We start from the raw sequence: 23,574 nt of genomic DNA, 5'->3' as shown, positions 1-23,574 counted from the left end.
CTTCGTTCCAATCATGCAAACCAGAACGAAGGATCAAGACAATGAAGTTTCGCGCGCTGAGTCTTTTGGCAGCAGCCATTTTTTCTCTTGGCGCGATGTCCGGCGCCGCCTATGCCGACGATGCAGCGAGCATCAAGTCGACCGTCGATCAGACCATCGAGCCGTTGATGGCGCTGCACGGCATTCACGGCATGGCCGTGGGCGTCGTCGTCGACGGCAAGCCTTATGTGTTCGAGTACGGCGTGGCGTCTAAGGCGACGAAGCAGCCCGTCACGCGCGATACGCTCTTCGAACTCGGCTCGATCAGCAAGACGTTCACCGCGACGCTCGCATCGTATGCGCAGATCGAAGGCGATCTTTCCTTGAACGATCCGGTGAGCAAGTATCTTCCATCGCTCGATGGGACGGAGTTCGGCAAGGTGACGTTGCTGAATCTCGGCACGCACACGCCGGGCGGCTTGCCGCTGCAAGTGCCCGACGAGATTCACGACAACGAGCAACTGATGCAGTACTTCAAAACATGGCGTCCGGCCCGGCCGCCCGGCACGATCCGCACGTATGCGAATCCCGGCATCGGCACGCTCGGCCTCATCACGGCGAAGAGCATGAAGCAGGACTTCGCAGCGCTGATGGAGACGCGTCTCTTTCCCGCGCTGGGACTGAAGCAGAGTTACATCAACGTGCCCGCTTCGAAGCAGCGCGATTACGCGCAAGGCTATACGAAAGACGACGCGCCGATACGCATGAAAGGCGGCGTGCTTTCGCCGGAGGCTTATGGCGTGAGATCGACGGCTGCGGACATGACGCGCTTCCTGCAGATCAACATGAACCTGGTGCGTATCGATCCGGCGTTTCAGCGCGCCGTCGATGCCACGCACACGGGCTATTTCCAGGCCGGCCCGATGACGCAGGATCTCATCTGGGAACAGTATCCGTATCCGGTCGCGTTACAGCCTTTGCTCGATGGAAACTCGTCGTCGATGATCCTGAACGCGACGCCCGTCACGCGCATCGATCCGCCGCAAGCGCCGCGCGACGACGTGTGGATCAACAAGACCGGCTCGACCAACGGCTTCGGCGCCTATATCGCGTTCGTGCCGAAAGCGCGCGTGGGCATCGTGATGCTCGCGAACAGGAACATCCCGAACGAAGAGCGTGTGAAGGCGGCGTATGCAATCATCACGTCGTTATCCGGCGGACGATAAACACGACAGCCATGCGAATCGATCCCTACAGTCTCGAACTCTTCATCGCGGTCGTCGAGGAGGGATCGATTGCGCGCGCCGCGAGCCGCAGTCACATCGCGCCGTCGGCGTTGAGCAGGCGCATCGCCGATCTCGAAGCGGCCATCGGCGTCGCGCTGCTCATTCGCTCGTCCTCGGGCGTGCAACTGACCGAAGCGGGGCAGCATGCTTATGCGAGCGCGCGTTCCATTCATGGACAGCTCGAGAGCATGGCGCGCGAAGTTCAGTCGATGAGCGGCCAGATCGCGGGCGTCGTGCGTCTCTATGCCAATGCGTCGGCGATCGTCGGCTTTCTGCCTGAACGTCTCACGTCGTTCAAGGCGCGCTATCCGCTCGTCGAGATCGCGTTGACGGAACAGATCAGCGATGAAGTGATTCGCGCGTGTCTCGACGATCGCGCGGATGTCGGGATATCGGCGAGCACGAAGGCGCATGCGGGTCTCGATACATGGCGCTTCGTCGACGATCCGCTGATGGTCGTCCTGCCGCCCGGTCACGAACTCGCGCAAGCAGACGCGCTGAGCTTCGCCGAAGTGACGCGCTTTCCGCTCGTCGCGTTGCAGGCAGGCGGCTCGCTCGATCAGACCTTGAAGGAACACGCCGATGCCGCGCGCGTGCCGCTCAACGTGACCGTCACCGTCAACAGCTTCGATGCGCAATGCCGCATGGTCGAAGCGGGACTCGGCATCGGCATCGTGCCGACGAGCGCGGCGTCGGCGTTCGCGGGTTCGCGCAATTTCGTGCGCGTGCCGTTGCGCGAAACGTGGGGCAGCGGACGATGCCTGCGCGTTCATGCGCCGCGCAAGTCTTCGCGGCTGAAGGCGGTGCAGGCGCTGATCGATACGCTCATCGGCGAGGGTTAACACGGACATCGCGTCTCGCGATGGCCCCAGTGCCGAACGAACACTTCATGCGCGCGCGCGGGTGCGTCTAGATTGGCGTCGAGGAGAATGCGATGGCCAATCTGAATGTAAGCGGACGAATCCTGTTTCTGAGCGCGGACGCCGCGAAGGTCGAGCAGCAACTCGCCGGCGAGGATCTCACGCTCGATGAAGCGGGCGCACTGCGCGACGATGTGTCCACCGACGAAATCACGCCGATCAGCGTGCTCACGCGTTTCGACGAGCGGCTCGGTCAATGCCCGTATGTCGGGTTTCATGCGGACGGGCGCAATCCGATCGGCCACGATGCCGTGCGCGCGGGCCGCTTTCAGGTGACGGTCGCGGGCAATCGCTATGGCAAAGGCTCGTCGCGCGAACATAGCCCGCTCGCCGAATATCACGCGGGCATACGGCTCGTGATCGCGCGGAGCTTCGAACGCATCTATCGGCAGAACGCGGACAATCTCGGGCTTTTCACGTCGACGGATTTCGGCCTGATCGAACGCATCCGGCGCGGCGAGGCTATCGATATCGATGAACTCGTTGCGGATCGCGATCCGTTGGCGGCGGCGATCCTTACGAGCGGCGGACTGTTGCGCTATGGAAAGTTGCATATGCAACGAGTCAGCATCGGCGAAGCATCGCACGATGAAGCGCCGCGCACGCTCGTAGAGAAAATTCTCGCGCGTCACACATTGACGACCGATGTGACCAACGCATCGCTCGAAGCGGGCAACGGCATCTTCGTGCGCGCGGACTGGCGCTTCATCCACGAGTACTACACGGGCATGGCCGCGCATATGCTGCACGCGGCATTCGGCCGCCCGCTGACGCTGCACGAACCGCGCAGCATGCTCGCGTTCGAGGATCATCTGTCGTATTCGCATCGCAGCGAACTGCATATCGGGAACGGGCTGCTGCCGAACGTGCGCGAGTTATCGGACGCGCATCGCACGTTCGCGCATGACTACGATGTGCGCAATCACGGCTATCTGAGCGAAGCGAACAGCGAGCTCGACGAAGGCTCCGAAGGCATCTCGCACGCAATGATGGCCGAGCGCTACGCGTTGCCCGGCCACGTGATCGTCGGAACCGATTCGCATACGCCGCATAGCGGCGCGCTCGGATGTGTCGCGTTCGGCGTCGGCACGACGGACATGGCGAACGCATTCGTCACCGGCGCGGTTCGCATCACGGTGCCGCAATCGTTGCGCATCGAACTATCGGGACCGATTCCCGCGGGCGTCACCGCGAAGGACATCGTGCTTCACTTGCTTGCCGATTCGCGCATACGCGCGGGCGCGGGCGTCGGCAAGGTGTTCGAGTTCGCGGGCACGGCCATCGCGAGCCTCTCGACCGATGAGCGCACGACGCTCACCAACATGACGGCCGAGTTGGGCGGCTTCACGGGCATCGTCGCTCCCGACGATGAAACCGTGCGCTTTCTGAAGGCGCGGCGCGGCATCGACTTCAAGATCGAGCCATGGATGCGGAGCGATGAAGGCGCGCGCTACGCCGATGTCATCGCCATCGATTGCTCGGGTCTCACGCCGATGCTCGCCGCGCCCGGCGATCCGGGCAACGGCATCGCGCTTGAAGCGCTCGATGAAAGGCCGGTCATCGATATCGCGTATGGCGGTTCGTGCACGGCAGGCAAGCGCGAGGACTTCGATCACTATCACGAAGTGCTTTCGTGGGCGGCGAAGCGCGGCTTGCGCGTGCCCGGCAATGTGACGCTCTATTTGCAATTCGGCACGCAGGACGTGCGCGACTATTGCATCGCGCAAGGCTATGTCGATGCGTTCGAGCGCGTCGGCGCGATTCTGCTGCAACCGTCGTGCGGTGCGTGCGCGAACTGCGGACCAGGTTCGTCGACACAGGCCGAACAAGTCACCATCAGCGCGATCAATCGCAATTTTCCGGGCCGCTCGGGTCCGGGGAAAGTATGGCTCGCAAGCCCGCCGACGGTAGTTGCAAGTGCAATTATCGGCCGCATCGCATCGTTCGCGGAGTTGCAAGAACGCTTCACGCAGTAAGCACGCAGCATGACAGAGCCGCCATCGATGCGGCTTCAAAATACATTCAGGAGACAAGCAATGGCCATCATGCAGGGCACTTCGCGTCTGCACGACGCCGCCGGCAGCGCGTTCACGGACGCGCCCGCCATCGCGGACACGGCGGGCATCTCGGCACGCCTCGACCGGCTTCCCGCCACGCGCGCGGTGTGGAAACTCGTCTTTCTGCTGAGCCTCGGCTTCTTCTTCGAGCTATATGATCTGCTCTTCACCGGCTATATCGCGCCGGGTCTCGTGAAGAGCGGCATTCTCACATCGACGACCGCGGGTCTCTTCGGCACGACGGGCGTCGCGAGCTTCATCGCCGCGCTGTTCTGCGGCTTGTTCATCGGCACGATCGCGTGCGGCTTTCTCGCCGATCGCTACGGACGTCGCGCGATCTTCACGTATTCGCTGCTCTGGTACGTCGCGGCGAATACCGTGATGGCGTTTCAGGACACGGCACTGTGGCTCAACTTCTGGCGCTTCGTGTCGGGGCTCGGCATCGGTGTGGAACTCGTGACCATCGGTACTTATATGTCCGAGCTTGCGCCGAAACATCTGCGTGGAAGGGCGTTCGCCGTGTGTCAGGCGATCGGCTTTTCCGCCGTGCCGGTGGTCGCGTTCCTTTCGTATCTGCTCGTGCCGCGCGCGCCGTTCGGCTTCGATGGCTGGCGCTGGGTCGCATTGGCGGGGGGCGTGAGTGCGCTGTTCGTTTGGTACTTCCGGCGCAATCTGCCGGAAAGCCCGCGCTGGCTCGCGAGCAAAGGCCGCATCGACGAAGCCGACGAAGTGCTGCGCCGTCTCGAAGACACGGTCGCGCTTCAGTACGGCAAGCCGTTGCCCGCGCCGGGTCCTTCCGATCCCATTGCAAGAAAGGCCGGGTTCGCCGATATGTGGAAGCCGCCGTATCGCAAGCGCACGCTCATGCTGATCGTCTTTCATATCTGTCAGACGGTCGGTTTCTACGGCTTCGCGAACTGGGTGCCGACACTGCTCGTCAAGCAGGGCGTGACAGTCACGTCGAGCCTGCTCTATACGACGGTGATCGGGCTTGCCGCGCCCATCGGTCCCTTGCTCGGCTACTGGATCGCCGATCGTTTCGAACGCAAGCATGTGATCGTGTTCATGGCGGCCGTGAATATCGTCGCGGGCCTGCTGTTCAGCCAGGCGTCGGCGGCGGTGACGATCGTCACGCTCGGCGTGTTGCTCACGCTCGCGGGCAACATCATCTCGTTCACGTATCACACGTATCAGCAAGAGCTTTATCCGACGACGATCCGCGCACGCGCTGTCGGCTTCGTGTATTCGTGGAGCCGGCTATCGGCGGTGTTCAGTTCGTTCGTGATCGCGTTCGTGCTGAAGGAAGCGGGCGTGACCGGCGTGTTCGGCTTCATCGCGGGCGCGATGCTGATCGTGATGATCTGCATCGGATCGATGGGACCGCGCACGCTCGGGCGATCGCTCGAAAGCATTTCGCATTGAGTTCGAACTAAGCACCACAGGCATGAATCAGGAACTGCTGCACGGCGGTCGACGGGGCGCTCAACGTCGCGCCCTTGCGCCAGATCATGCCTGCTTCCATATGAGGAATCGCGTCGTTGACGGGCCGCGCCTCGATGCGCTTGCCTTCGAGCGACCACGGCCGAAACACCATATCCGATAGCACCGTGACGCCGAAGCCATGCGCCACGAGTCCGCGCAGCGCTTCCATCGAACTCGTGCGAAACGCGATGTTCGGTTCGATGCGCTTCTTGTGCCAGTAGCGCATCGTCGATTGCTCGCCTTCATCGACGGTAATCAGAATGTAGGGATGCACGGCGATATCCTTCAACGATACCGCGTGCTGCTGCGCGAGCGGATGCATCGGCGCGACCCACAGTTGCCGGCGCGAACGCATCAAGACCTGGCTGTCGAAACGATTCGGACGCTGCAGATTCGATAGCAGCACCACGCCGATATCGACATCGCCATTCGCGACTGCTTCTTCGATTTGCGGCCGCTCCATGTCACGCAGATCGAAATCGATGAACGGATACGTCGCACGAAAGCGCGCGAGCAGTTCCGGCAAAAAATACCCGAGCACCGTATAGGACGCCGCGATTCGCGCGACGCCGCGCATGTCGTGCGCGCGAAACGGCGGCATGTGCATCGCATCGCGCGCGGCGTCGAGCACGCGGCGCGCATGGTTATGAAAATCCTGACCGTCGGGCGTCAGCGCGACGCCTTGCGGCAGGCGCTCGAACAGCTTCGTGCCGAGCGCGCTTTCGAGCGCGAGCACCGCATTCGTGATCGCCGACTGCGATACGTGTTCGTTGGCCGCCGCCATCGAGAACTGGCCCGTTTGCGCGGCGGCGACGAAGTAGCGCAACTGCCTGAGCGTGAGATCGAACGCCATCTGATTTTCAGATACCGGAGTTGTGTATTCGCGATTTTACGATCGCAAATCGGCTTCCTATACTCGGCAAAAAAACTAATTCCCGAATTCCGGAGACATGCCCTCATGAACGCACCCGATCGCGCCGCACTAGCCGCTGCAACCGTAACGCTCGACGATAAATACACGCTGGAGAAAGGCCGCGTCTATATCAGCGGCACGCAGGCGCTCGTGCGTCTGCCGATGTTGCAGAAAGCGCGAGACCGCAAGGCGGGGCTGAACACGGCGGGCTTCGTTTCGGGCTATCGCGGATCGCCGCTCGGTGCGCTCGATCAGTCGCTATGGAAGGCGAAGGCGCATCTGAAGAATAACGACATCGTGTTTCAGCCGGGCGTGAACGAGGATCTCGCGGCGACGTCGATCTGGGGCACGCAGCAGATCAATCTGTGGCCGGGCGCGACACGCGATGGCGTGTTCGGCATGTGGTACGGCAAGGGACCGGGCGTCGATCGCACCGGCGATGTTTTCAAGCACGCGAATTCCGCAGGCACCGACAAGCATGGCGGCGTGCTTGTCCTCGCTGGCGACGATCACGCGGCGAAGTCGTCCTCGGTCGCGCATCAGTCGGATCATGCGTTCATCGCGGCGGGCATTCCGGTGCTGTATCCGTCGAACGTGCAGGAGTATCTCGACTACGGTCTGCACGGATGGGCGATGAGCCGCTATTCGGGCCTGTGGGTCGCGATGAAATGCGTGACCGATGTGGTCGAATCGACGGCATCGATCGATCTCGATCCGGATCGCGTGGAGATCGTCACGCCGGACGACTACGCGATGCCCGAAGGCGGCCTCAACATTCGCTGGCCAGATTTGCCGCTCGCGCAGGAAGCGCGTCTGCTCGACGAGAAGTGGTACGCGGCGCTGGCCTACGTGCGTGCGAACAAGCTCAATCGCGTCGTCATCGATTCGGACAAGCCGCGCTTCGGCATCATCACGGCGGGCAAGGCGTATCTCGATGTGCGTCAGGCGCTCGTCGATCTCGGTCTCGATGATGACACCTGCGCGCAGATCGGCCTGCGCGTGCTGAAAGTGGGCTGCGTGTGGCCACTCGATGCGCAGGACGCACGCGCGTTCGCGACCGGTCTCGAAGAGATTCTCGTCGTGGAAGAGAAGCGGCAGATTCTCGAATACGCGCTGAAAGAAGAGCTTTATAACTGGCGTGAAGACGTGCGCCCGCGCATCTACGGCAAGTTCGACGAGCGCGACAACGAAGGCGGCGAATGGTCCGTGCCGCGCGGCGACTGGTTGCTGCCGGCGCATTACGAGCTATCGCCCGCGTTGATCGCGAAGGCTATCGCGCGTCGTCTCGCGCGCGCGGATGTTCCCGAAGACGTGCGTGCGCGCATGTTGTCGCGCGTCGAAACGATCGAAGCGAAAGAGCGCGAGGCGACCAAGCCGCGCGTCGATGTCGAGCGCAAGCCATGGTTCTGCTCGGGATGTCCGCATAACACATCGACGCGCGTGCCCGAAGGATCGCGCGCGCTCGCGGGCATCGGCTGCCATTACATGTCGATGTGGATGGACCGCAAGACCGAGACGTTCAGCCAGATGGGCGGCGAGGGCGTCGCGTGGATCGGCCAGATGCATTTCTCCGGCGATAAACACGTCTTCGTCAATCTCGGCGACGGCACATACTTCCATTCGGGCCTGCTCGCGGTGCGCGCGGCGATTGCGGCGAACGCGAACATCACGTACAAGATTCTCTATAACGATGCGGTTGCTATGACAGGCGGCCAGCCCGTCGACGGCGTATTGACGGTGCCGCAGATCGCGCATCAGGTCTATGCGGAAGGAGCGAAGCGCATCGTCATCGTGACCGACGAGCCGCAGAAATACGATGCGAACGTTGCGTTGCCCCAGGGCGTGAACGTGCATCATCGCGATGAGCTCGATCACATTCAGCGCGAGTTGCGCGATACGCAAGGTACGACCATCCTCATCTACGACCAGACTTGCGCGACGGAGAAGCGCCGTCGCCGCAAGCGTGGCACGTATCCCGATCCGGCGCGTCGCGCGTTCATCAACGATGCGGTTTGCGAAGGCTGCGGCGATTGCTCGGTGCAATCGAACTGCCTGTCGGTCGAGCCGATGGACACGCCGCTCGGCACGAAGCGCAAGATCAACCAGTCTTCGTGCAACAAGGATTTCTCGTGCGTGAAGGGCTTTTGCCCGAGTTTCGTCACCGCTGAAGGCGCGCAGGTTCGCAAGCCCAAGGCGGCCGCAGGCGTGAAGCCGGACTTCGATGATCTGCCGATCCCTTCGTTGCCTGGCTTGTCGAAGCCTTACGGCATTCTCGTGACGGGCGTCGGCGGCACGGGCGTGGTGACGATCGGCGGATTGATCGGCATGGCCGCGCATATCGAACGCAAGGGCGTGACCGTGCTCGATATGGCGGGTCTCGCGCAGAAGGGCGGCGCGGTGCTGAGTCACGTGCAGATCGCGCCGAAGCCGCAAGCGCTGCATGCGACACGCATCGCAACGGGCGAAGCGCGGCTCGTCATCGGTTGCGATGCGATCGTGTCAGCATCGAACGATGTGCTGTCGCGCACGCGTCACGGCATCACGCACGCGGCGATCAACAGCGGCGCGACGCCGACCGCCGAGTTCGTCACGAATGCGCAATGGACCTTTCCCGCTGCGCAGACGGAGCAGGCGTTGTCGGAGAGCATCGGCGCGGGATGCGAGTTCGTCGATGCCAATGCGCTCGCGTTGAAACTGCTCGGCGACACGATCTATTCGAATCCGCTGCTGCTTGGTTTCGCGTGGCAGAAGGGCTGGTTGCCGCTCGAACTCGCGAGCCTCACGCGCGCGATCGAACTGAACGGCGTGGCCGTCGACAAGAACGTGCTCGCGTTCAACTGGGGCCGCTTCGTTGCGCAGAACGGCGCCGGCGATCTGCTCAAGTCCACGCAGCACGCGGTCATCGTGAAGATGCCGGAGTCGCTGGAGAACGTGATCGCGACGCGCGAAGCGTTGCTCGCGGCGTATCAGAGCGAAGCGTATGCGCGTTCGTATCGCGATGTCGTCGAGCGCATTCGCGAGAAGGAAAAACTGCTGAACGCGAAGTTACCCCTTACGCGCGCCGTCGCGGTGAATCTCGCGAAGCTGATGGCTTATAAGGACGAGTACGAAGTTGCGCGTCTCTATGCGGATCCCGCGTATCTCGACAAGCTGCGTGAGCAGTTCGAGGGCGAACCGGGCCGCGATTACAAGCTGATGTTCCATCTCGCGCCGCCGCTTTTCGCTAAACGCGACGAGCATGGCCATCTCGTGAAGCAGCGTTTTGGTGCGTGGATGCTGCCGGCGTTTCGCGTGCTCGCGAAGATGAAGGGTTTGCGCGGCACATCGTTCGATGTGTTCGGCAAGACGGAAGAGCGCCGCACCGAACGCCGGATGATCGCGGATTACATTGCGCTCGTCGATGAATTCGTTGCGACGCTCGATGCGCAACGATGCGATGCCGCGTTGAAGCTTGCGAAACTACCTGATGAAATCCGCGGCTTCGGGCATGTGAAGGAGCGCAACATCGCGGCCGTCGCGAAGAAGCGCGAACGGTTGATCGAAAGTTATCGCGCGCCGGTGGAGGTGGCGGCGACTGCGTGAGCGGGCGATAGGGTATCGCGAGGTGACGAATCGGAAGCTGTATCGCGGATTCGTCACCGTAACTTCAGGTGGCGAATCAATTCGGATGGCAAAGTATTCTGTTGGCTCGCTATGTTCGAGAGTCAGAATATGCAATCGTCGTTGCCGTATAGCAGAGACGAGCCGTCGTTCGATTGCAAGCCTGCAAAGAAGCCGATTGAGGTGGGTCGCTTCGAAATCCGTCCACCGTCCGTGCCCTTCAATGCGAAGCCAATCTATGACGCGGAGCTGGATGCCGTCATTGACTATCGCGAGGAATACGCGGGCGTATCGCGCATCTATGCGCTCGACGGGCGAATCGCGATAAGCGAGAGGCGTATAGAGTCGCCGCTTACCGTCGTTCGAGAGCGCGACTACACCATTCTTCACTTCGCTTACAGACACATCCTATGAAGCAGCCCACCGTTCATACCACGGCGCATATTGATTCCAGTGCGACAGTGCAATGGGACAGCGATTGCTTCACTGTGCGCTGCGCAATCGAGTATGCGGCTTTGTCCACTTCCGTCGCAAGACGGTCAACCTAAGCGAAGAGATCGACCGGCGCTGCGATATCCATCCGCCGGTGTATGTCATTACTGCGGGAACGCTATCGATGGTGTTAGATTTGGATAAGCGTCTCAAGGGGTTCGACCTCTACACAAATCCCGAAAAGTGGGTTGCATGCTCGCTGCCTTTGCGCGGCGCGGTTCAGGAAACGCCGCATATCGAGACGTCGTTCGATGCAAACGGTCACGGGAACGGGCATCGGGGTCGATGAGAATCTGGCGCAGATTTGCGTAGAGGGTTTATTTCTGGAAATAACGAAGCCGAAGCATGAAACGCTTTGGGCCACGCTGTTCGGCCGCGGTCACGCGGGAACGTGATTCGGTTCCACGGAAAGGAGGAGACATTCGCATGAAAGCCGTACACAAGCTCGCCGTCGTCGGCATCGGCAAGATCGCGCGGGATCAGCACTTGCCCGCGATCGCCGCGCAGCCGGGGTTCGAACTCGTCGCGTGCGCGAGCCGCAATGCAAGCGTCGAAGGCGTGCGCAACTATCCGGATATCGGCGCGCTGCTCGCCGCCGAGCCGTCGATCGATGCAGTGTCGCTCTGCGCGCCGCCTCAAGTGCGTTACGCGCAAGCGCTCGTCGCACTCGACGCAGGCAAGCACGTCATGCTCGAAAAGCCGCCAGGCGCGAGCGTGAGCGAAGTCGAAGCATTGCGCGACGTTGCACGCGCGAACGGCTGCACGCTCGTCGCCTCGTGGCATTCGCGCGCGGCGAGCGCAGTCGAACCGGCGCGCGCCTGGCTCGCGTCGAAGGAACCGGGCGCGATTCGCTCGGTAGAAGTGCGATGGAAGGAAGACGTGCGGCGCTGGCATCCGGGGCAGCAATGGATCTGGGAGCCGGGCGGTCTCGGCGTATTCGATCCGGGCATCAACGCGCTATCGATCGTCACGCGCATCCTGCCGCATGAAGTCGCGCTGCGCGCCGCCACGCTCACGATGCCGGCCGATACATCCACGCCGATCGCCGCCGAACTCGATTGCGTCGCGACGAACGGCGCGCCGGTGCGCGCGGTGTTCGATTGGCGTCACGGTCCCGTCGAGGAATGGGACATCGACATCGAAACGGACGCGGGCCGCCTCTCGATGCGCGAAGGCGGCAAGCGTCTGTCGATCGCGGGCAAGGAGATCGATGTCGAAGCCGAGCGCGAATATCCCGCGCTGTACGAGCACTTTCACACGCTCATCGAAACGAAAACGAGCGATGTCGATGTGCGACCGCTGCGACTCGTCGCCGATGCATTCCTCACCGGACGGCGCATCGAAACGGAAGCATTCGGCCGCTGACGCGCGCGCATCACGAAGCGCGATACGTCGCGCTTCGAATCGCATTGATCGCGAATACATCGCCCTCGGGCGCGGCGCTCACGTTCCCGTGCCGCGCGACGAGCGGAATGCGACGCGTGCTTCCCGGCGCGAGATGAAACCAGTCGATGCGTGCGAAGTAGTTCGGATCGGCGATATGCACCCAGCGCGCGAGCTGCGCCGTTTCGACAATGAGACTGAAGCCCTCGTCGTCCTTCTCGACGGTGACGCTCAAGCCGATATCGCGCCGCTCGCCGATCGACGGATCGGGGAAGTGGAACGCTTCCGACAGCACTTCGTTCGTGTCCGCGTCGCGCAGAACGACATGCGTCGCATCGTGCGCGCGCGGGCCGAAGCGATACGCATATGCGATATCGAAGAATGCGCCGATCAGCGCATTCGAAGACACACGTTGTACGCTGCGCGGTTGCAATACGACATCGCGCGAACCGCTCGCCACCTTGATCGCGCCTTCACGCAGGCACGCCAGTTCGACGCGCGCGCGAATCTCGCGCGCGGTATCGTTGACGAGATGAACGTCGAGTCCGTCGAGACCTTCATCGAGGATCAACGCCTGCACGGGTTGAAGCACGCGCGCGAGTCCATGCAGCGCGCTCTTCGGTGCGCCGAGAACGTCGATGATGCCCCAGCCCGCGCCCGGACGCACATCGAGCAGATTCCATACGATGCCCCCCGCACAACTCGATCCTTCGCGACGCCATTCCGAGAACACCGCGCCGATCACATCCGCGACGACCGCGCGCGACAGTTCCAGATAGCGCTCGGGATTTTCATAGCGCAAACGCGGCACGTCCATGCGATAGAGCGATCGCATGTAATGCTCGCGCACATCGTCGAAATCCCACGCCGAGCCGGGATCGCGCGGCACGCCTGCTTTCCAGCGCGGTTCGTGCGCGCGCGCATTCGGTATCGCGCGCAGGGCGACATCGTCGGGAACGTTGGCGAACGCGAGACATTCGGAGGCGAAGCGCACTTGCGCGCGACGCACATCGTCGAACGGGCGCTGATACGCCGGCACGCCGTAGTAATGCGTAATGCCGCCGCGCGTGCCGAAAGGCATCGACTCCTTGTCGCCGGGCGCCGCGCTCGGCGAGTTCACGACATACGCGACGTCGGGCCGCTGCGCTGCAATCGCATTCGGCAAGAGTTCGGTGAAGAGGCGCTGCTGATACGCGTCGAAGGGCAGGCCGAGCATCGCCGCCTGCTGATGCACTTCGCTTCCGCCACACAGCACCGCAAGCGATGCGAAGCGTCGCGTGCGTGAAAGGAACTGCTCGGCTTCGCGTTGCGCGCTCGCACGAAATGCTTCGTCGTCCGGATAATCGAGGTTCGCGAACGCGAAGTCCTGCCACACGAGCACGCCGTTTTCGTCGGCGAGTTGGTAGAACGTGTCGGATTCATAGAGCGTGATGCCGCTCACGCGAATGATGTTCAGGCCCGCATCGCGAATCAGGCGGAAGACGTTCTCGAGTTTCTCGCGCGGCGCATCGAGCGCGACGATATCGGCCGATGTCCAGCACGCGCCGCGCGCGAATACAGGCACGCCGTTCACGACGAGCTGAAAGCCTCGGCCGTCCACACCACGATCGACTTCTATCGTGCGAAAGCCGACTTCGCCGAGATCGATATCGCCGAGCTTCACGGCATAGCGCGATGGCTCGCCATGCGTGTGCGGATACCACAAGCGCACATCGGGCACGCGCACGCGGCCTTTGAGCGTGCGCGCGTCGTGCCATTCCAGCGTGGCGTGCGCGTCGCCACATTCGATGCGAACCGGCGCCTGTTCCTGTGCATGAAAGTAGCGCACGGTGACATCGAGCATGCCATCGTTGCCGTCGATGCTCGTGCGCAGATCCACGTTGTCGATGCACGCGCGCGTTTCGCCGATCAATTCGATGGGGCGCCACGGACCCGCCGGTTGAATCGTCGGACACCATCCGGACATATGCCCGAGCAGCGTCGTGCGAACGTTGCGCAACGTGGCGGGTTGCGCGAGCTTCGGACGCCAGCGCGCACGTCCGCGTTTGGCGGCAAGCGCGGGCGCGATCGAACGGAAGCACAGATGAAGCGTATGCTCGCCGTTGAGTTCGACGTCGAGATCGTGCGCGACGAACATCGAATCCGATTCGAGCAGCTTGCGATCGTCGAGCCATATTTCGGCGACGGTCGCGAGCCCATTGAAGCGCAAGCGCCGCTTGCCGTCGCCCGCGAGCTTCACGCGATACCAATGATCGGAATACGCGAACGGCTGCGCGAGCGCTTCATCGCTGACGCCTTGCGCGCGCAATGCGGATGCGATCGTGCCCGGCACGGGCGCGTCGATCCATTGCGTGACGGTGTCGAGCGATGCGGGCATCGCGCATGAACCCGCTGGCGTGCTCACGCATTGCCAGCCTTCTGAAAGACGCCGCGCCGCGTGCGCGCACTGGTCGTGCATGAACCTACCTCGTCGATGGAATGCGAAGAACGACGCCAAAGCCGCGCGGCATGTGCGCGGCTTCGGCGTTCACAGAAAGCGCGCGGCGAGCGGCTCGATAACCTTGTCGTACGAAGCCTGCATCGAATCGAGGCAGTCTTCGCACAGGTCCGAGCGCGAGCGCATGCGGGCGCGCGCGAGTCGAAACTGCATGACCATCGCTTCGCTCGCGATCGCTTGAGCGCTCGTCTGAATATCGCTCGATACTTCCACGCCGTGCCGGTTCAGCCAGCCGAGATACTTCGACAGCAACTCGAAGTTCGAGCCGAGCTGACGCATCACGTTGAACGTGTAGAGGTGATAGTACGCGGGATCGCGTTCGAGCAACGCACGCAGATGCTCGGGAAATTCCGCGCGCCATTGCGCAACGGGATTCACCGCGGGACGTTCCGCGAGACGCAGCTTGAGCAGTTCGACCGAGCGTTGCACCATCGCATCGCCTTCGAGCGGCGCACGCGCGCGCTTCACGAACTCGACGTACGGGAAGAGCGCGTGCACATCGCTTGCGAGGCCCGGCATCAGACGGAACACGCCATCGTAGTCCTCGCCCGCCAACGCGAAGTAACCCGCATTATGGAAGTACGTGATGCGCTTCGCTTCCGTGTCGATGGCGTCGATCGCGATGGTCGTCTTCGTATGCGTCTGCCGATACGCGGTCGCGCGTGTGTCGGGCAGATAGTACGAGTCCATCTCGACCACCACGATCTGCCCGCGGCGCGTCTGCTCGCGTACGTGCGCTTCCAGCGTGTCGTAGATCGCGAGCTCTTGCGCCTGCAGGCCATAGAGCCGCGCGATATCGTCGAGCGAGAACTTCGGGAACGTGAACTGATCGCCCTCGAATGCCTGCGTCACCGTGAAACCGAGCGCCGCATGCGGATCGCAGCCGTAGTGATGCAGCAACTCGATCCACAAGTCGACATAGCAGTTCGTCTCCAGCCAGACGCGCTCTTCGCGATGCAGCGCGTGCTGGATGTAGGCGGTGTCCGCAGGCATGGACGTGTCGGTCACGGCTTCTGCCGGCGAGCGTGCGTTCATGCCTTGTTTCCCAGGTTCGCGAGGCCTTCCTCGATGAGCGGCGCCTTGTCGCCCCAAAGCAACTGACGCACTTTCTCCGGCCACGCCTTGACATCGAGACCGTGGTGACGGAAGAGCGCGAGCGTCGTGCGCTCCATGCCGAAGCCGACACACGCGGTATGCGCGACCTGATCGTCGGCCTGACGGATGTGCCACAGCTCGCCGAAGTGGTCCTGGTGATAGTTGAACGACAGGCACGCAGTCGGACGGTCGGGCGTCGCGACGGGCACGAGCAGTTCGAACTTCAGTTGCTGCGCGCGCTGGCTATCGGCGACGATCATGCCGCCGCGACCGAAGAACGGATCGTTGGCGAGATCGATTTCGAAAGGCAGTTGCAGCAGATTGACGAGCAGCGAACCGCGGTCGATCCACTTCTGACGGAACGCCATCACTTGCTCGGGGCTGCCGACGCGGATGTATTCGCGCATCCGGAACATCTGCATGCGGCCCGGATCGATCGACGGCTCGTGGCGGAAGCAGTACGAGAACGCATCGAAGATCGCGCCGTCAGCCGCGAGATTGCCGCGCTTCGCGACGAGCGGATAGATCGGATAGCACGCGGCCGGCGTGAGCACGAGGCGCGTCGGCTTTTGCTGATCCATCCATTCGTCGGAGCGCTCTTCCTCTTCACCGATATGCACGATCTTGTCGAGCGCTTCGAGCAGGCGATGATGCCCGCGATCGTTGCCCTGGAACGAGTGGATCGTGCCCGCCAGATTCGGGAAGCTCTTCAGATACTCGCTGTCCTCGAAATCGCGGCGGCGCATCGCGGGCGGAAAGCGCAGCACTTCCGCGTGTTGATCCGCGCCGAGCATCGTGATGGCCTGATTGAGCCGTTCGACGACATCCTCGAATACTTCGCTGCGGCCATAGAGACCGTCTTCGCCGGTATCGAGCAGAATGCCCGCTTCGATCAGGCGATCGCGCAAGGTCAAGTCCGATTTGTCGTACGGTGCCTGTGTCTCTTGTGATTGTGCTTGTGCTTCGGCCTGCATCATGGCGGCCTGTTCCGTCGGCATGTTCATCGTCAAATGGTCCCCGTTGCGGCGCGCTGCGCAAGCAGCAGGTTCGCCGTGTTCAATTCGATGCGATCGTTGCTGATCATGAGCGGCGCCGAATGCAGATCGCGCAGATGGCGCCCCACGCTGAACGGCGTGTCGTTCTTGTAGCCCGCCATGCCGCAGATCATCAGCGTCTCTTGCACGACATGCAAAGCCGACTGCGAGATCGCCAGCTTGAGCATGTTCAGATCGGCGTTGATGCCGATCGACGCCGCGAGCGGTGCGTCGTCGTCATTGCTCTGGTTCGCCTTGCGCGCCGCGCGTTCGGTCTGCGCCGCTTCGACATTGGCGAGCGATTCGCGCAGCCGCGCCTGCATCATCTTGATGAGCGTGAGCACTTGCGAAAGGCGCGCGGCCGAAGGCGGCAACGCGGGCTTGCCGCGCGCCTGATTGCGGAAGAACTGATGCCCGCGATTCGCCGCGTCGCTCGCGATGCCGCACCATACCGACGACCACAAGGTATGGGATACGGGCAGCATGCTTTCGTCGGCGATCTTCGAGAACGGCGTCGGCAGAATCTGTTCCGCGATGCCGCTCGCGACCAGTCGATGTCCTTCGCTGCATGTCCCGCGCATACCGAGCGTGTCCCACGTCCCACGCTGCTCGAGCGTGAACGTTTCGCGCGGCGCGACGATCAGCACCTGATCGGAGGGCGGCGCGTCCGGATGACGGCGCGCCGTCACGAGAATGGCGTCGGAATACTTGCCGTACGAAATGGTCGGTGCGAGCTTCTCGATGCGAAACGCGTTGTCGACGAGATCGACCGCGCACGCGCTCGTACGCATGTTGCCGCCGATGTTCTCTTCCGACGTCGCCGATGCGAGCAGCAACTGTTCGTTGACCATGCGAGCAAGGAAAGCGCGCTGCCACGGCACGTTCACGCCATGATCGACGATGCAAACGACCTGGCTCTGATGCATCGCATAGATCATCGCGGACGATGCGCAGCCTTGCGCCAGTGCCTCGCACAAGCGCGCGACGCCGGTGAGCGACAGACCGTCGCCGCCGTATTCCGTCGGGATCATCGCGGAGAAGAGACGCTCCTTGCGCATGGCTGCAACCGCTTCGGCGGGAAAGCGCGCTTCGCGATCGACCGCGTCGGCGTACTGGGCCGCAACGGCCGCGACGCGCTTCGCGGCTTCGATCAGTTCGCTTTCGCTGCGCAAGATTGCGCTCTGCGCGAGCTCGGCGACTTCAAGCTCCTGAGCGGGCGCGTTCATGCTGCCGCCTGCGAACGACGCAGTTCGTCGACCGCCGATGCGAGCGAATCGACGCTCGAAAAGAGACGGCGCGTGAGCATGTGATCGGGAATTTCGATGCCGAACTCGTCTTCGATCGCCAGCATCACATGGACCGTGGCAAGCGAAGAGAGACCGGCGGCGTAGAGATCGTCGCCGTCGGCGAGCGTATCGATGGGCACGTCGAGACGAGCGGACTCGGCGAGGATGCGGCGCAATTCAGTTTTCATTGTCTATGTTTTCCCTTGTACCCGGCCATTGGTGCAACTAACCCGGGTCGCGACGATGAGTTCTTATCGAATGTCGCTGACCCCGGTGCGAATCGGCAGTGGTGTTGTTGTTGTCTCGCGAAGACGGTTCCACGAGAGCCCTCGCACGCACTGTTTTCTTATAGCTATTGTTTGATCGTATTTAACGAATTTGCGGGCCTATGCGTCCGTGCGATGGCGCACGGAGGGCTTCGTCGAGAAAGCATCGTTTTGTGCGATATCAAGCACGTCGCGATCGGATGCGATGATTCACACTCACGTCAGCGCTTCATATTCGATAAATAGGTAACTCCTTCGCATGGTCGAATGAGTGATAAGCAAAAACGATGCGTACACTGAAAGCATTTTGAAACGATAACTTTCCGGAGTGAATTGATTGGTTCTGATATCGCTGCTGCTTTTATTCATTGCGCTGTTCCTCGTTTGGAGAAAACGGCGCGGATTGATTCTGGTGATGACGGCTATCGTCTTCTGGGGGCTCGGAAGCTGGTTTCCGGGGCCGCTCGTGCGGCTCGCGAACGATCACTACGCGTCGATGAAGGATCCGACGTTCGGCCCGCGCACGGCGATCATCGTGCTGGGCGGGGGGACCTGGTACGACCATAATCGGCGTCTCGTGCCCAAGGGTGACGCGATGACGCGCATCGATCTTGCGGCGTCGCTCTATAAGCGTTGCGTCGAGATGGAGAAGGCGTGTTTTGTCATCATGAGCGGAGGCAACCCGCAGCATCACGAGCAAAGCGAAGCAGACTTATATGGAAGCCTGCTTCTCGACGCAGGCGTGAAGCGCCAAGATCTCATCCTCGAAAATCAGAGTCTCGACACTTATGAGAACGCGCGCAATACGGAGAAGATACTGCGGTCGCGGCCCTACGATACGTCGGTTTTGATAACGTCGTCGCTTCACATGCGTCGCGCGATGCTCGCGTTCGAAGCCTTCGGTTTGCATCCACAGCCGACCGTCGCTTATGTTCGTCCGCAGTTCATGTGGTGGCGTCCGCATCGAAGAGGATGGTTCGATTCGAACAGCGCGTTGCATGAGCTGGTTGGTATCGTGCGGTTTTATGTATGGAGGTGGGTCGGGTTGTATTGAGACTGGCGCGTCGGCGCAAGACCTATACTTCCGGTAAAGACGACACGGAAGGCCATCCAGTGAATCAACTCATCCACGCCGTCGCGTTCGCGGCCGACAAACATCGCAAGCAGCGCCGCAAGGATGCGGACGCGTCGCCGTACATCAATCATCCGATCGCGCTCGCTCATGTGCTCGCGAACGAAGGCGGGGTCGAAGACGAGCGCGTGCTGATCGCCGCCATATTGCACGACACGATCGAAGACACGGACACATCGCGCGATGAACTCGTGCGGCGGTTCGGCGCGGAGATCGGGCGCATCGTCGACGAAGTGACGGACGACAAGTCCTTGTCGAAGGCCGAAAGGAAGCGTTTGCAGGTCGAACACGCGGCGCATATCAGTCACGGCGCGAAGCTCGTGAAACTCGCCGATAAGATTTGCAATTTGCGCGATATTCTCGCCGCGCCGCCGTCCGGCTGGAGCGATGAGAGAAAGCGCGAATACTTCGATTGGGCGAAGCGTGTCGTCGATGAATTGCGCGGCACGCACCGGGAACTCGAAGCCGTGTTCGATGAGGTCTATCGCAAGGGCATCCCTTCAGGACACGTGGTCGCCTGAGGCCAGCGCGTCGCTCAAATAACGCGCCGTGCGGCTTGCAACATGTTCGGCGATACGTTGCGGCGTGCCCGTCGCCACGATCCGGCCGCCATCTTCACCGGCGCCCGGGCCGATGTCGATGATCCAATCGGAAAGCGATGCGACGCGCATGTCGTGCTCCACGACGACGACCGTATTGCCCGCATCGACGAGCCCTTGCAGTTGCGCCATCAGGCGATCGACGTCTGCGGGATGAAGCCCCGTCGTCGGCTCGTCGAGAATGTAGAGCGTGTCGCCGCGATGCGCGCGCTGCAGTTCGGTTGCGAGCTTGATGCGCTGCGCTTCTCCGCCTGATAGCTCCGTCGCGGGCTGCCCGAGCCGCAGATAGCCGAGGCCGATGTCGCGCAACACGGCGAGCGCGCGCATGACGCTGGCTTCATCGGCGAAGAAGTCGCATGCGCTATCGACAGTCATGCCGAGCACATCCGCAATGTTCTTCCCATGCCATTCGATTTCCAGCGTCTGCGGGTTATAGCGCGATCCGTGGCATGTCGCGCACGACGTGTAGACGCTCGGCAGGAACAGCAACTCGACGCTGACGAAGCCTTCGCCTTCGCATGTCGGGCAGCGTCCTTGCGCGACGTTGAACGAGAAGCGTCCTGCGCCATAGCGGCGCTTTCGCGCGGCCGGCGTGTCGGCGAAGAGCTTGCGAACGTGATCGAAGAGGCCGGTGTAGGTCGCGAGATTCGAACGCGGCGTGCGGCCGATCGGCTTCTGGTCGACGCGCACGAGACGCCGGATCGTCTCCATGCCTTCGACGATGCGTCCGCCCGCCGAAGCGTCGGCTCGAGCGAAGAGCGGGTCCTGCTCGTCTTCTTCTGCATCGTCGAGCGCGCGTCCGAGCCGCTCCGCGACGAGTTCCGGCAACGCCTGACTCACGAGGCTCGACTTGCCCGAGCCCGAAATGCCGGTGACGGTCGTGAAGGCGCCGAGCGGAAACGCGGCATCGATGCCATGCAGGTTATTGCGCGTGATGCCTTCGAGCCGCAACCATCCGCGCGGTTCGCGTGCGACGCGTTCGATCGCTTGCTTCGGCGCGAACAGATGCCTGCGCGTCTGCGATTCCTCCACCGATGCGAGGCCTTCCGGCGGCCCGCTATACAGCACATGTCCGCCTCGCTCACCGGCGGCCGGACCGACATCGATCAGCCAGTCCGCGCGCCGCATGGTGTTCAGATCGTGCTCGATGACGAACAGCGAATTGCCTGCTGCCTTCAATCGCTGCAACGCGGCGAAGAGCGCTTCGCTGTCGGCCGGATGCAAGCCCGCGGATGGCTCGTCGAGCACATAGACGACGCCGAAGAGCTGCGACGCGAGTTGCGTCGCGAGCCGCAATCGTTGCAGTTCGCCGGATGAGAGCGTCGGCGTCGCGCGATCGAGCGAGAGATAGCCCAGACCCAGATCGATGAGCGTGCCGAGCCGCTCCAGCAAATCCGCCGCGATGCGCTCGGCGGCGGCGCGTTTCTCCTCGGAAAGATTGGCCGTGCGGCGCACGTCCGGCGCGGCCTTGTGCGCCGAGCCGCCTGCCGCGACGCGCTTGGCCGTCGCCGCGATGCGGTCTTTCCTCGCGAGCGCGGGAGCCGGCGCTTCATCACTGGCGGGCCATTCTCCGCGTGCGATGGGCGCAAGTAGATCGGCGAGTCGGATGAGCGGCAGACGCGCGAATTCGGCGATGTCGAGCCCTGCGAACGTCACCGATAGCGCTTCCTTCTTGAGCCGCTTGCCGTGACATGCGGGACAATCGCTGCCGACCATGAAGCGCGACACGCGCTTTTTCATGAGCGCGCTTTGCGTGTGCGCGAAGGTATGCAGCACGTAGCGGCGCGCGCCGGTGAATGTGCCCTGATAGCTCGGTTCGGCGCCGCGTTTCAGCGCGGCTTGCGTCTCTTTCGGCGTTAGACCGGCGTACACCGGCACCGTCGGCTGCTCTTCGGTGAACAGAATCCAGTCGCGATCCTTCTTCGGCAAGTCGCGCCACGGCGTGTCGACGTCGTAGCCGAGCGTCACGAGTATGTCGCGCAGATTTTGTCCGTGCCACGCGGGCGGCCAGGCCGCGACGGCGCGCTCGCGGATCGTGAGCGAGTCGTCGGGCACCATCGACTTTTCCGTGACTTCGTAGACGCGGCCGAGGCCATGGCACACGGGACACGCGCCCTGAACCGTGTTCGGCGAAAAATCTTCCGCGTACAGCATGGGCTGCTTCGGCGGATAACTGCCGGTGCGCGAATAGAGCATACGCACGAGGCTGGAGAGCGTCGTCACGCTGCCCACCGACGAGCGTGCATTCGGTGCGCCACGCTGCTGCTGAAGCGCGACGGCGGGCGGCAAGCCTTCGATCGAATCGACCTGCGGCACGCCGACTTGTTCGATGAGCCGCCGCGCATACGGCGCGACCGATTCGAAATAGCGGCGCTGCGCCTCGGCGTAGAGCGTGCCGAATGCGAGCGAGGACTTCCCGGAACCGGATACGCCGGTGAAGACGACGAGGGCGTCGCGTGGCACGTCGACATCGACGTTTTTCAGGTTGTGCTCGCGCGCGCCGCGCACGCGCACGAAACCTGCTCTCGATGCAGGCGCGGCATCGTCGCGATAGGGGGATTCGCGTTGGGTTTTGCGGGCATCCATGAGTCGGGCGGGTTGTCTGGCCGGGCGCGGCGGCGGAAGTAAGGAATTCGCATGCAGCATGCCATATACCAGATGGCATTTTGAATTACGCATCATGCATGCGATCGCATTCAGACCGGTGGTGAACCTGATCGACGAGGGAAAAAATGAGGACAATGCCGGTGCGGGTTCCGGTCGCGCTGACGGCAGGTGTGACGATAGGCGGGTCGGGCGTTGCGATGGCGCAGTCGGGCGGCAACGGCAATGGCGGATCGGGCAGGGGCAACGCTCACGGCGCGGCAACGGCCGGGCCGACCGTCGGCGGCGACAACACGTCCACGCCCGGCAGTACGCGCCCGGGCAGCTTCCACTCCAAGCACAAAAAGAAAGCGAAGCCCGCGACGACGACCCAGTGACGGGCCGATCGTAGCGGCGGGCGTTGCCGATCAGACCGCGACGCTTTCGATGTCGATATCGTCGGTGCCGAGGCGCGAGAAGATGTCGCAAACGGCCCGCATCTCCGCTTCGTCGCGAATGCTCACGATGACGCGTGTAATGCTGCATGCCACGTCAGCGTCGCCGCCGTCCGCGCCGAACGAGGGGAGGATGTCGTCGCTCGACATGTCGAGTCCGTAGGGATAGTCGTGCGTATCTACCACGCCCAGATGTTCCCCGTGCCCCGCGTATTCCGCCGCGATCCATTGTGTCTGCGCATTGTTGCTCTGCGTTTGCGAAGTATGGAAATCCGCGAAGCCGCTCATGCTCGCCACGCGCACGCGGTCGGCCGCGATTCCTTCTGCGCGCAGGTCTTCGAGTGCTTCATCCAGCTTACGGGAGCCGTAGAACGCTCCGCTTACTTCACGCATCATTTGCTCGTCTCCTTGCCTGCCAACCTCGATGCCGCGTCTCAGTATCGCTGTGAAAATTGCGAATGTGAATACGGATGTCCACCGGTTGAGCGCCTGTCCGATGAGTGACTTGCGCGAGA

19 protein-coding genes are annotated in these 23,574 nt (G+C 62.4%); 11 read left to right on the top strand and 8 right to left on the bottom strand.

What is annotated here, in order from left to right; translation table 11 throughout:
* Positions 1 to 41: 41 nt before the first annotated feature.
* From ampC to NCS67_RS22685, 4 genes are all read left to right on the top strand, one after another.
* On the top strand, positions 42 to 1,205 hold the full coding sequence (gene ampC / locus NCS67_RS22700) for a class C beta-lactamase (protein ID WP_250436695.1): 1,164 nt from the start codon (positions 42 to 44) through the stop codon (positions 1,203 to 1,205).
* Between the two features lie 11 nt (positions 1,206 to 1,216).
* On the top strand, positions 1,217 to 2,107 hold the full coding sequence (locus NCS67_RS22695) for a LysR family transcriptional regulator (protein WP_250436694.1): 891 nt from the start codon (positions 1,217 to 1,219) through the stop codon (positions 2,105 to 2,107).
* A gap of 92 nt (positions 2,108 to 2,199) precedes the next feature.
* Positions 2,200 to 4,161 (top strand): aconitase family protein, encoded by a 1,962-nt coding sequence (locus NCS67_RS22690; protein ID WP_250436693.1) that lies wholly within the window; start codon positions 2,200 to 2,202, stop codon positions 4,159 to 4,161.
* Between the two features lie 60 nt (positions 4,162 to 4,221).
* Positions 4,222 to 5,664 carry an MFS transporter gene (locus tag NCS67_RS22685; protein ID WP_250436692.1) on the top strand — a complete coding sequence of 481 codons (1,443 nt, stop codon included), beginning with the start codon at positions 4,222 to 4,224 and terminating at the stop codon, positions 5,662 to 5,664.
* Positions 5,665 to 5,671: 7 nt separating this feature from the next.
* Here NCS67_RS22685 and NCS67_RS22680 read toward each other — a convergent pair whose 3' ends face one another.
* Positions 5,672 to 6,577 carry a LysR family transcriptional regulator gene (locus NCS67_RS22680; RefSeq protein ID WP_008348350.1) on the bottom strand — a complete coding sequence of 302 codons (906 nt, stop codon included), beginning with the start codon at positions 6,575 to 6,577 and terminating at the stop codon, positions 5,672 to 5,674.
* A 105-nt stretch (positions 6,578 to 6,682) separates the two neighbouring features.
* On the opposite strand from NCS67_RS22680, the gene NCS67_RS22675 reads away from it, so the two are divergent.
* The 4 genes from NCS67_RS22675 (at position 6,683) to NCS67_RS22660 (ending at position 12,094) form a co-directional block, all read left to right on the top strand.
* Entirely contained in the window at positions 6,683 to 10,219 is a 3,537-nt protein-coding gene (locus tag NCS67_RS22675) for an indolepyruvate ferredoxin oxidoreductase family protein (protein ID WP_250436691.1), read from the top strand.
* Positions 10,220 to 10,348: 129 nt separating this feature from the next.
* On the top strand, positions 10,349 to 10,651 hold the full coding sequence (locus NCS67_RS22670) for a hypothetical protein (protein ID WP_250436690.1): 303 nt from the start codon (positions 10,349 to 10,351) through the stop codon (positions 10,649 to 10,651).
* 52 nt (positions 10,652 to 10,703) lie between these two features.
* Positions 10,704 to 11,018 (top strand): hypothetical protein, encoded by a 315-nt coding sequence (locus tag NCS67_RS22665; protein ID WP_250436689.1) that lies wholly within the window; start codon positions 10,704 to 10,706, stop codon positions 11,016 to 11,018.
* Positions 11,019 to 11,155: 137 nt separating this feature from the next.
* Positions 11,156 to 12,094 carry a Gfo/Idh/MocA family protein gene (locus tag NCS67_RS22660; protein ID WP_250436688.1) on the top strand — a complete coding sequence of 313 codons (939 nt, stop codon included), beginning with the start codon at positions 11,156 to 11,158 and terminating at the stop codon, positions 12,092 to 12,094.
* Positions 12,095 to 12,104: 10 nt separating this feature from the next.
* On the opposite strand, the gene NCS67_RS22655 is transcribed toward NCS67_RS22660, so the two are convergent.
* The 5 genes from NCS67_RS22655 to NCS67_RS22635 all read right to left on the bottom strand — a co-directional run bounded on the left by NCS67_RS22655 (position 12,105) and on the right by NCS67_RS22635 (position 18,212).
* On the bottom strand, positions 12,105 to 14,570 hold the full coding sequence (locus tag NCS67_RS22655) for a glycosyl hydrolase 2 galactose-binding domain-containing protein (RefSeq protein ID WP_250436686.1): 2,466 nt from the start codon (positions 14,568 to 14,570) through the stop codon (positions 12,105 to 12,107).
* Positions 14,571 to 14,639: 69 nt separating this feature from the next.
* The gene (locus tag NCS67_RS22650; RefSeq protein WP_008348339.1) at positions 14,640 to 15,644 is read right to left on the bottom strand and encodes a DUF1839 family protein; all 1,005 of its coding nucleotides are present in this window, start codon (positions 15,642 to 15,644) and stop codon (positions 14,640 to 14,642) included.
* Complete coding sequence (locus NCS67_RS22645; protein ID WP_033536223.1) at positions 15,641 to 16,708, bottom strand: amino acid--[acyl-carrier-protein] ligase; 1,068 nt, start codon at positions 16,706 to 16,708, stop codon at positions 15,641 to 15,643. Before NCS67_RS22645 ends, NCS67_RS22650 begins: the two co-directional genes overlap by 4 nt.
* A gap of 2 nt (positions 16,709 to 16,710) precedes the next feature.
* On the bottom strand, positions 16,711 to 17,964 hold the full coding sequence (locus NCS67_RS22640; RefSeq protein WP_250436685.1) for an acyl-CoA dehydrogenase family protein: 1,254 nt from the start codon (positions 17,962 to 17,964) through the stop codon (positions 16,711 to 16,713).
* Positions 17,961 to 18,212, bottom strand: a complete 252-nt coding sequence (locus tag NCS67_RS22635) for an acyl carrier protein (RefSeq protein ID WP_008348335.1) — start codon at positions 18,210 to 18,212, stop codon at positions 17,961 to 17,963. Before NCS67_RS22635 ends, NCS67_RS22640 begins: the two co-directional genes overlap by 4 nt.
* Positions 18,213 to 18,705: 493 nt before the next feature.
* On the opposite strand from NCS67_RS22635, the gene NCS67_RS22630 reads away from it, so the two are divergent.
* Both NCS67_RS22630 and NCS67_RS22625 read left to right on the top strand, forming a co-directional pair.
* The gene (locus NCS67_RS22630; RefSeq protein ID WP_250436684.1) at positions 18,706 to 19,344 is read left to right on the top strand and encodes a YdcF family protein; all 639 of its coding nucleotides are present in this window, start codon (positions 18,706 to 18,708) and stop codon (positions 19,342 to 19,344) included.
* Between the two features lie 59 nt (positions 19,345 to 19,403).
* Complete coding sequence (locus NCS67_RS22625) at positions 19,404 to 19,943, top strand: HD domain-containing protein (protein ID WP_008348331.1); 540 nt, start codon at positions 19,404 to 19,406, stop codon at positions 19,941 to 19,943.
* On the opposite strand, the gene NCS67_RS22620 is transcribed toward NCS67_RS22625, so the two are convergent.
* On the bottom strand, positions 19,923 to 22,607 hold the full coding sequence (locus NCS67_RS22620; RefSeq protein WP_250436683.1) for an excinuclease ABC subunit UvrA: 2,685 nt from the start codon (positions 22,605 to 22,607) through the stop codon (positions 19,923 to 19,925). The two genes, NCS67_RS22625 and NCS67_RS22620, sit on opposite strands and share 21 nt — an antisense overlap.
* A gap of 146 nt (positions 22,608 to 22,753) precedes the next feature.
* Between NCS67_RS22620 and NCS67_RS22615 the strand changes: the two genes are divergently transcribed.
* Positions 22,754 to 23,002 carry a hypothetical protein gene (locus tag NCS67_RS22615; protein ID WP_502800893.1) on the top strand — a complete coding sequence of 83 codons (249 nt, stop codon included), beginning with the start codon at positions 22,754 to 22,756 and terminating at the stop codon, positions 23,000 to 23,002.
* A 30-nt stretch (positions 23,003 to 23,032) separates the two neighbouring features.
* Here the strand turns inward: NCS67_RS22615 and NCS67_RS22610 are convergent, their stop codons facing one another.
* The gene (locus tag NCS67_RS22610) at positions 23,033 to 23,455 is read right to left on the bottom strand and encodes a hypothetical protein (protein ID WP_008348325.1); all 423 of its coding nucleotides are present in this window, start codon (positions 23,453 to 23,455) and stop codon (positions 23,033 to 23,035) included.
* Positions 23,456 to 23,574 lie beyond the last annotated feature (119 nt).

The sequence above is a fragment of the Caballeronia sp. ATUFL_F2_KS9A genome (genome assembly GCF_023630765.1).
GTDB lineage: Bacteria > Pseudomonadota > Gammaproteobacteria > Burkholderiales > Burkholderiaceae > Caballeronia > Caballeronia zhejiangensis.
Note: the sequence above shows the minus strand (reverse complement) of the source record. Positions and strands in the feature narration are given on the sequence as shown.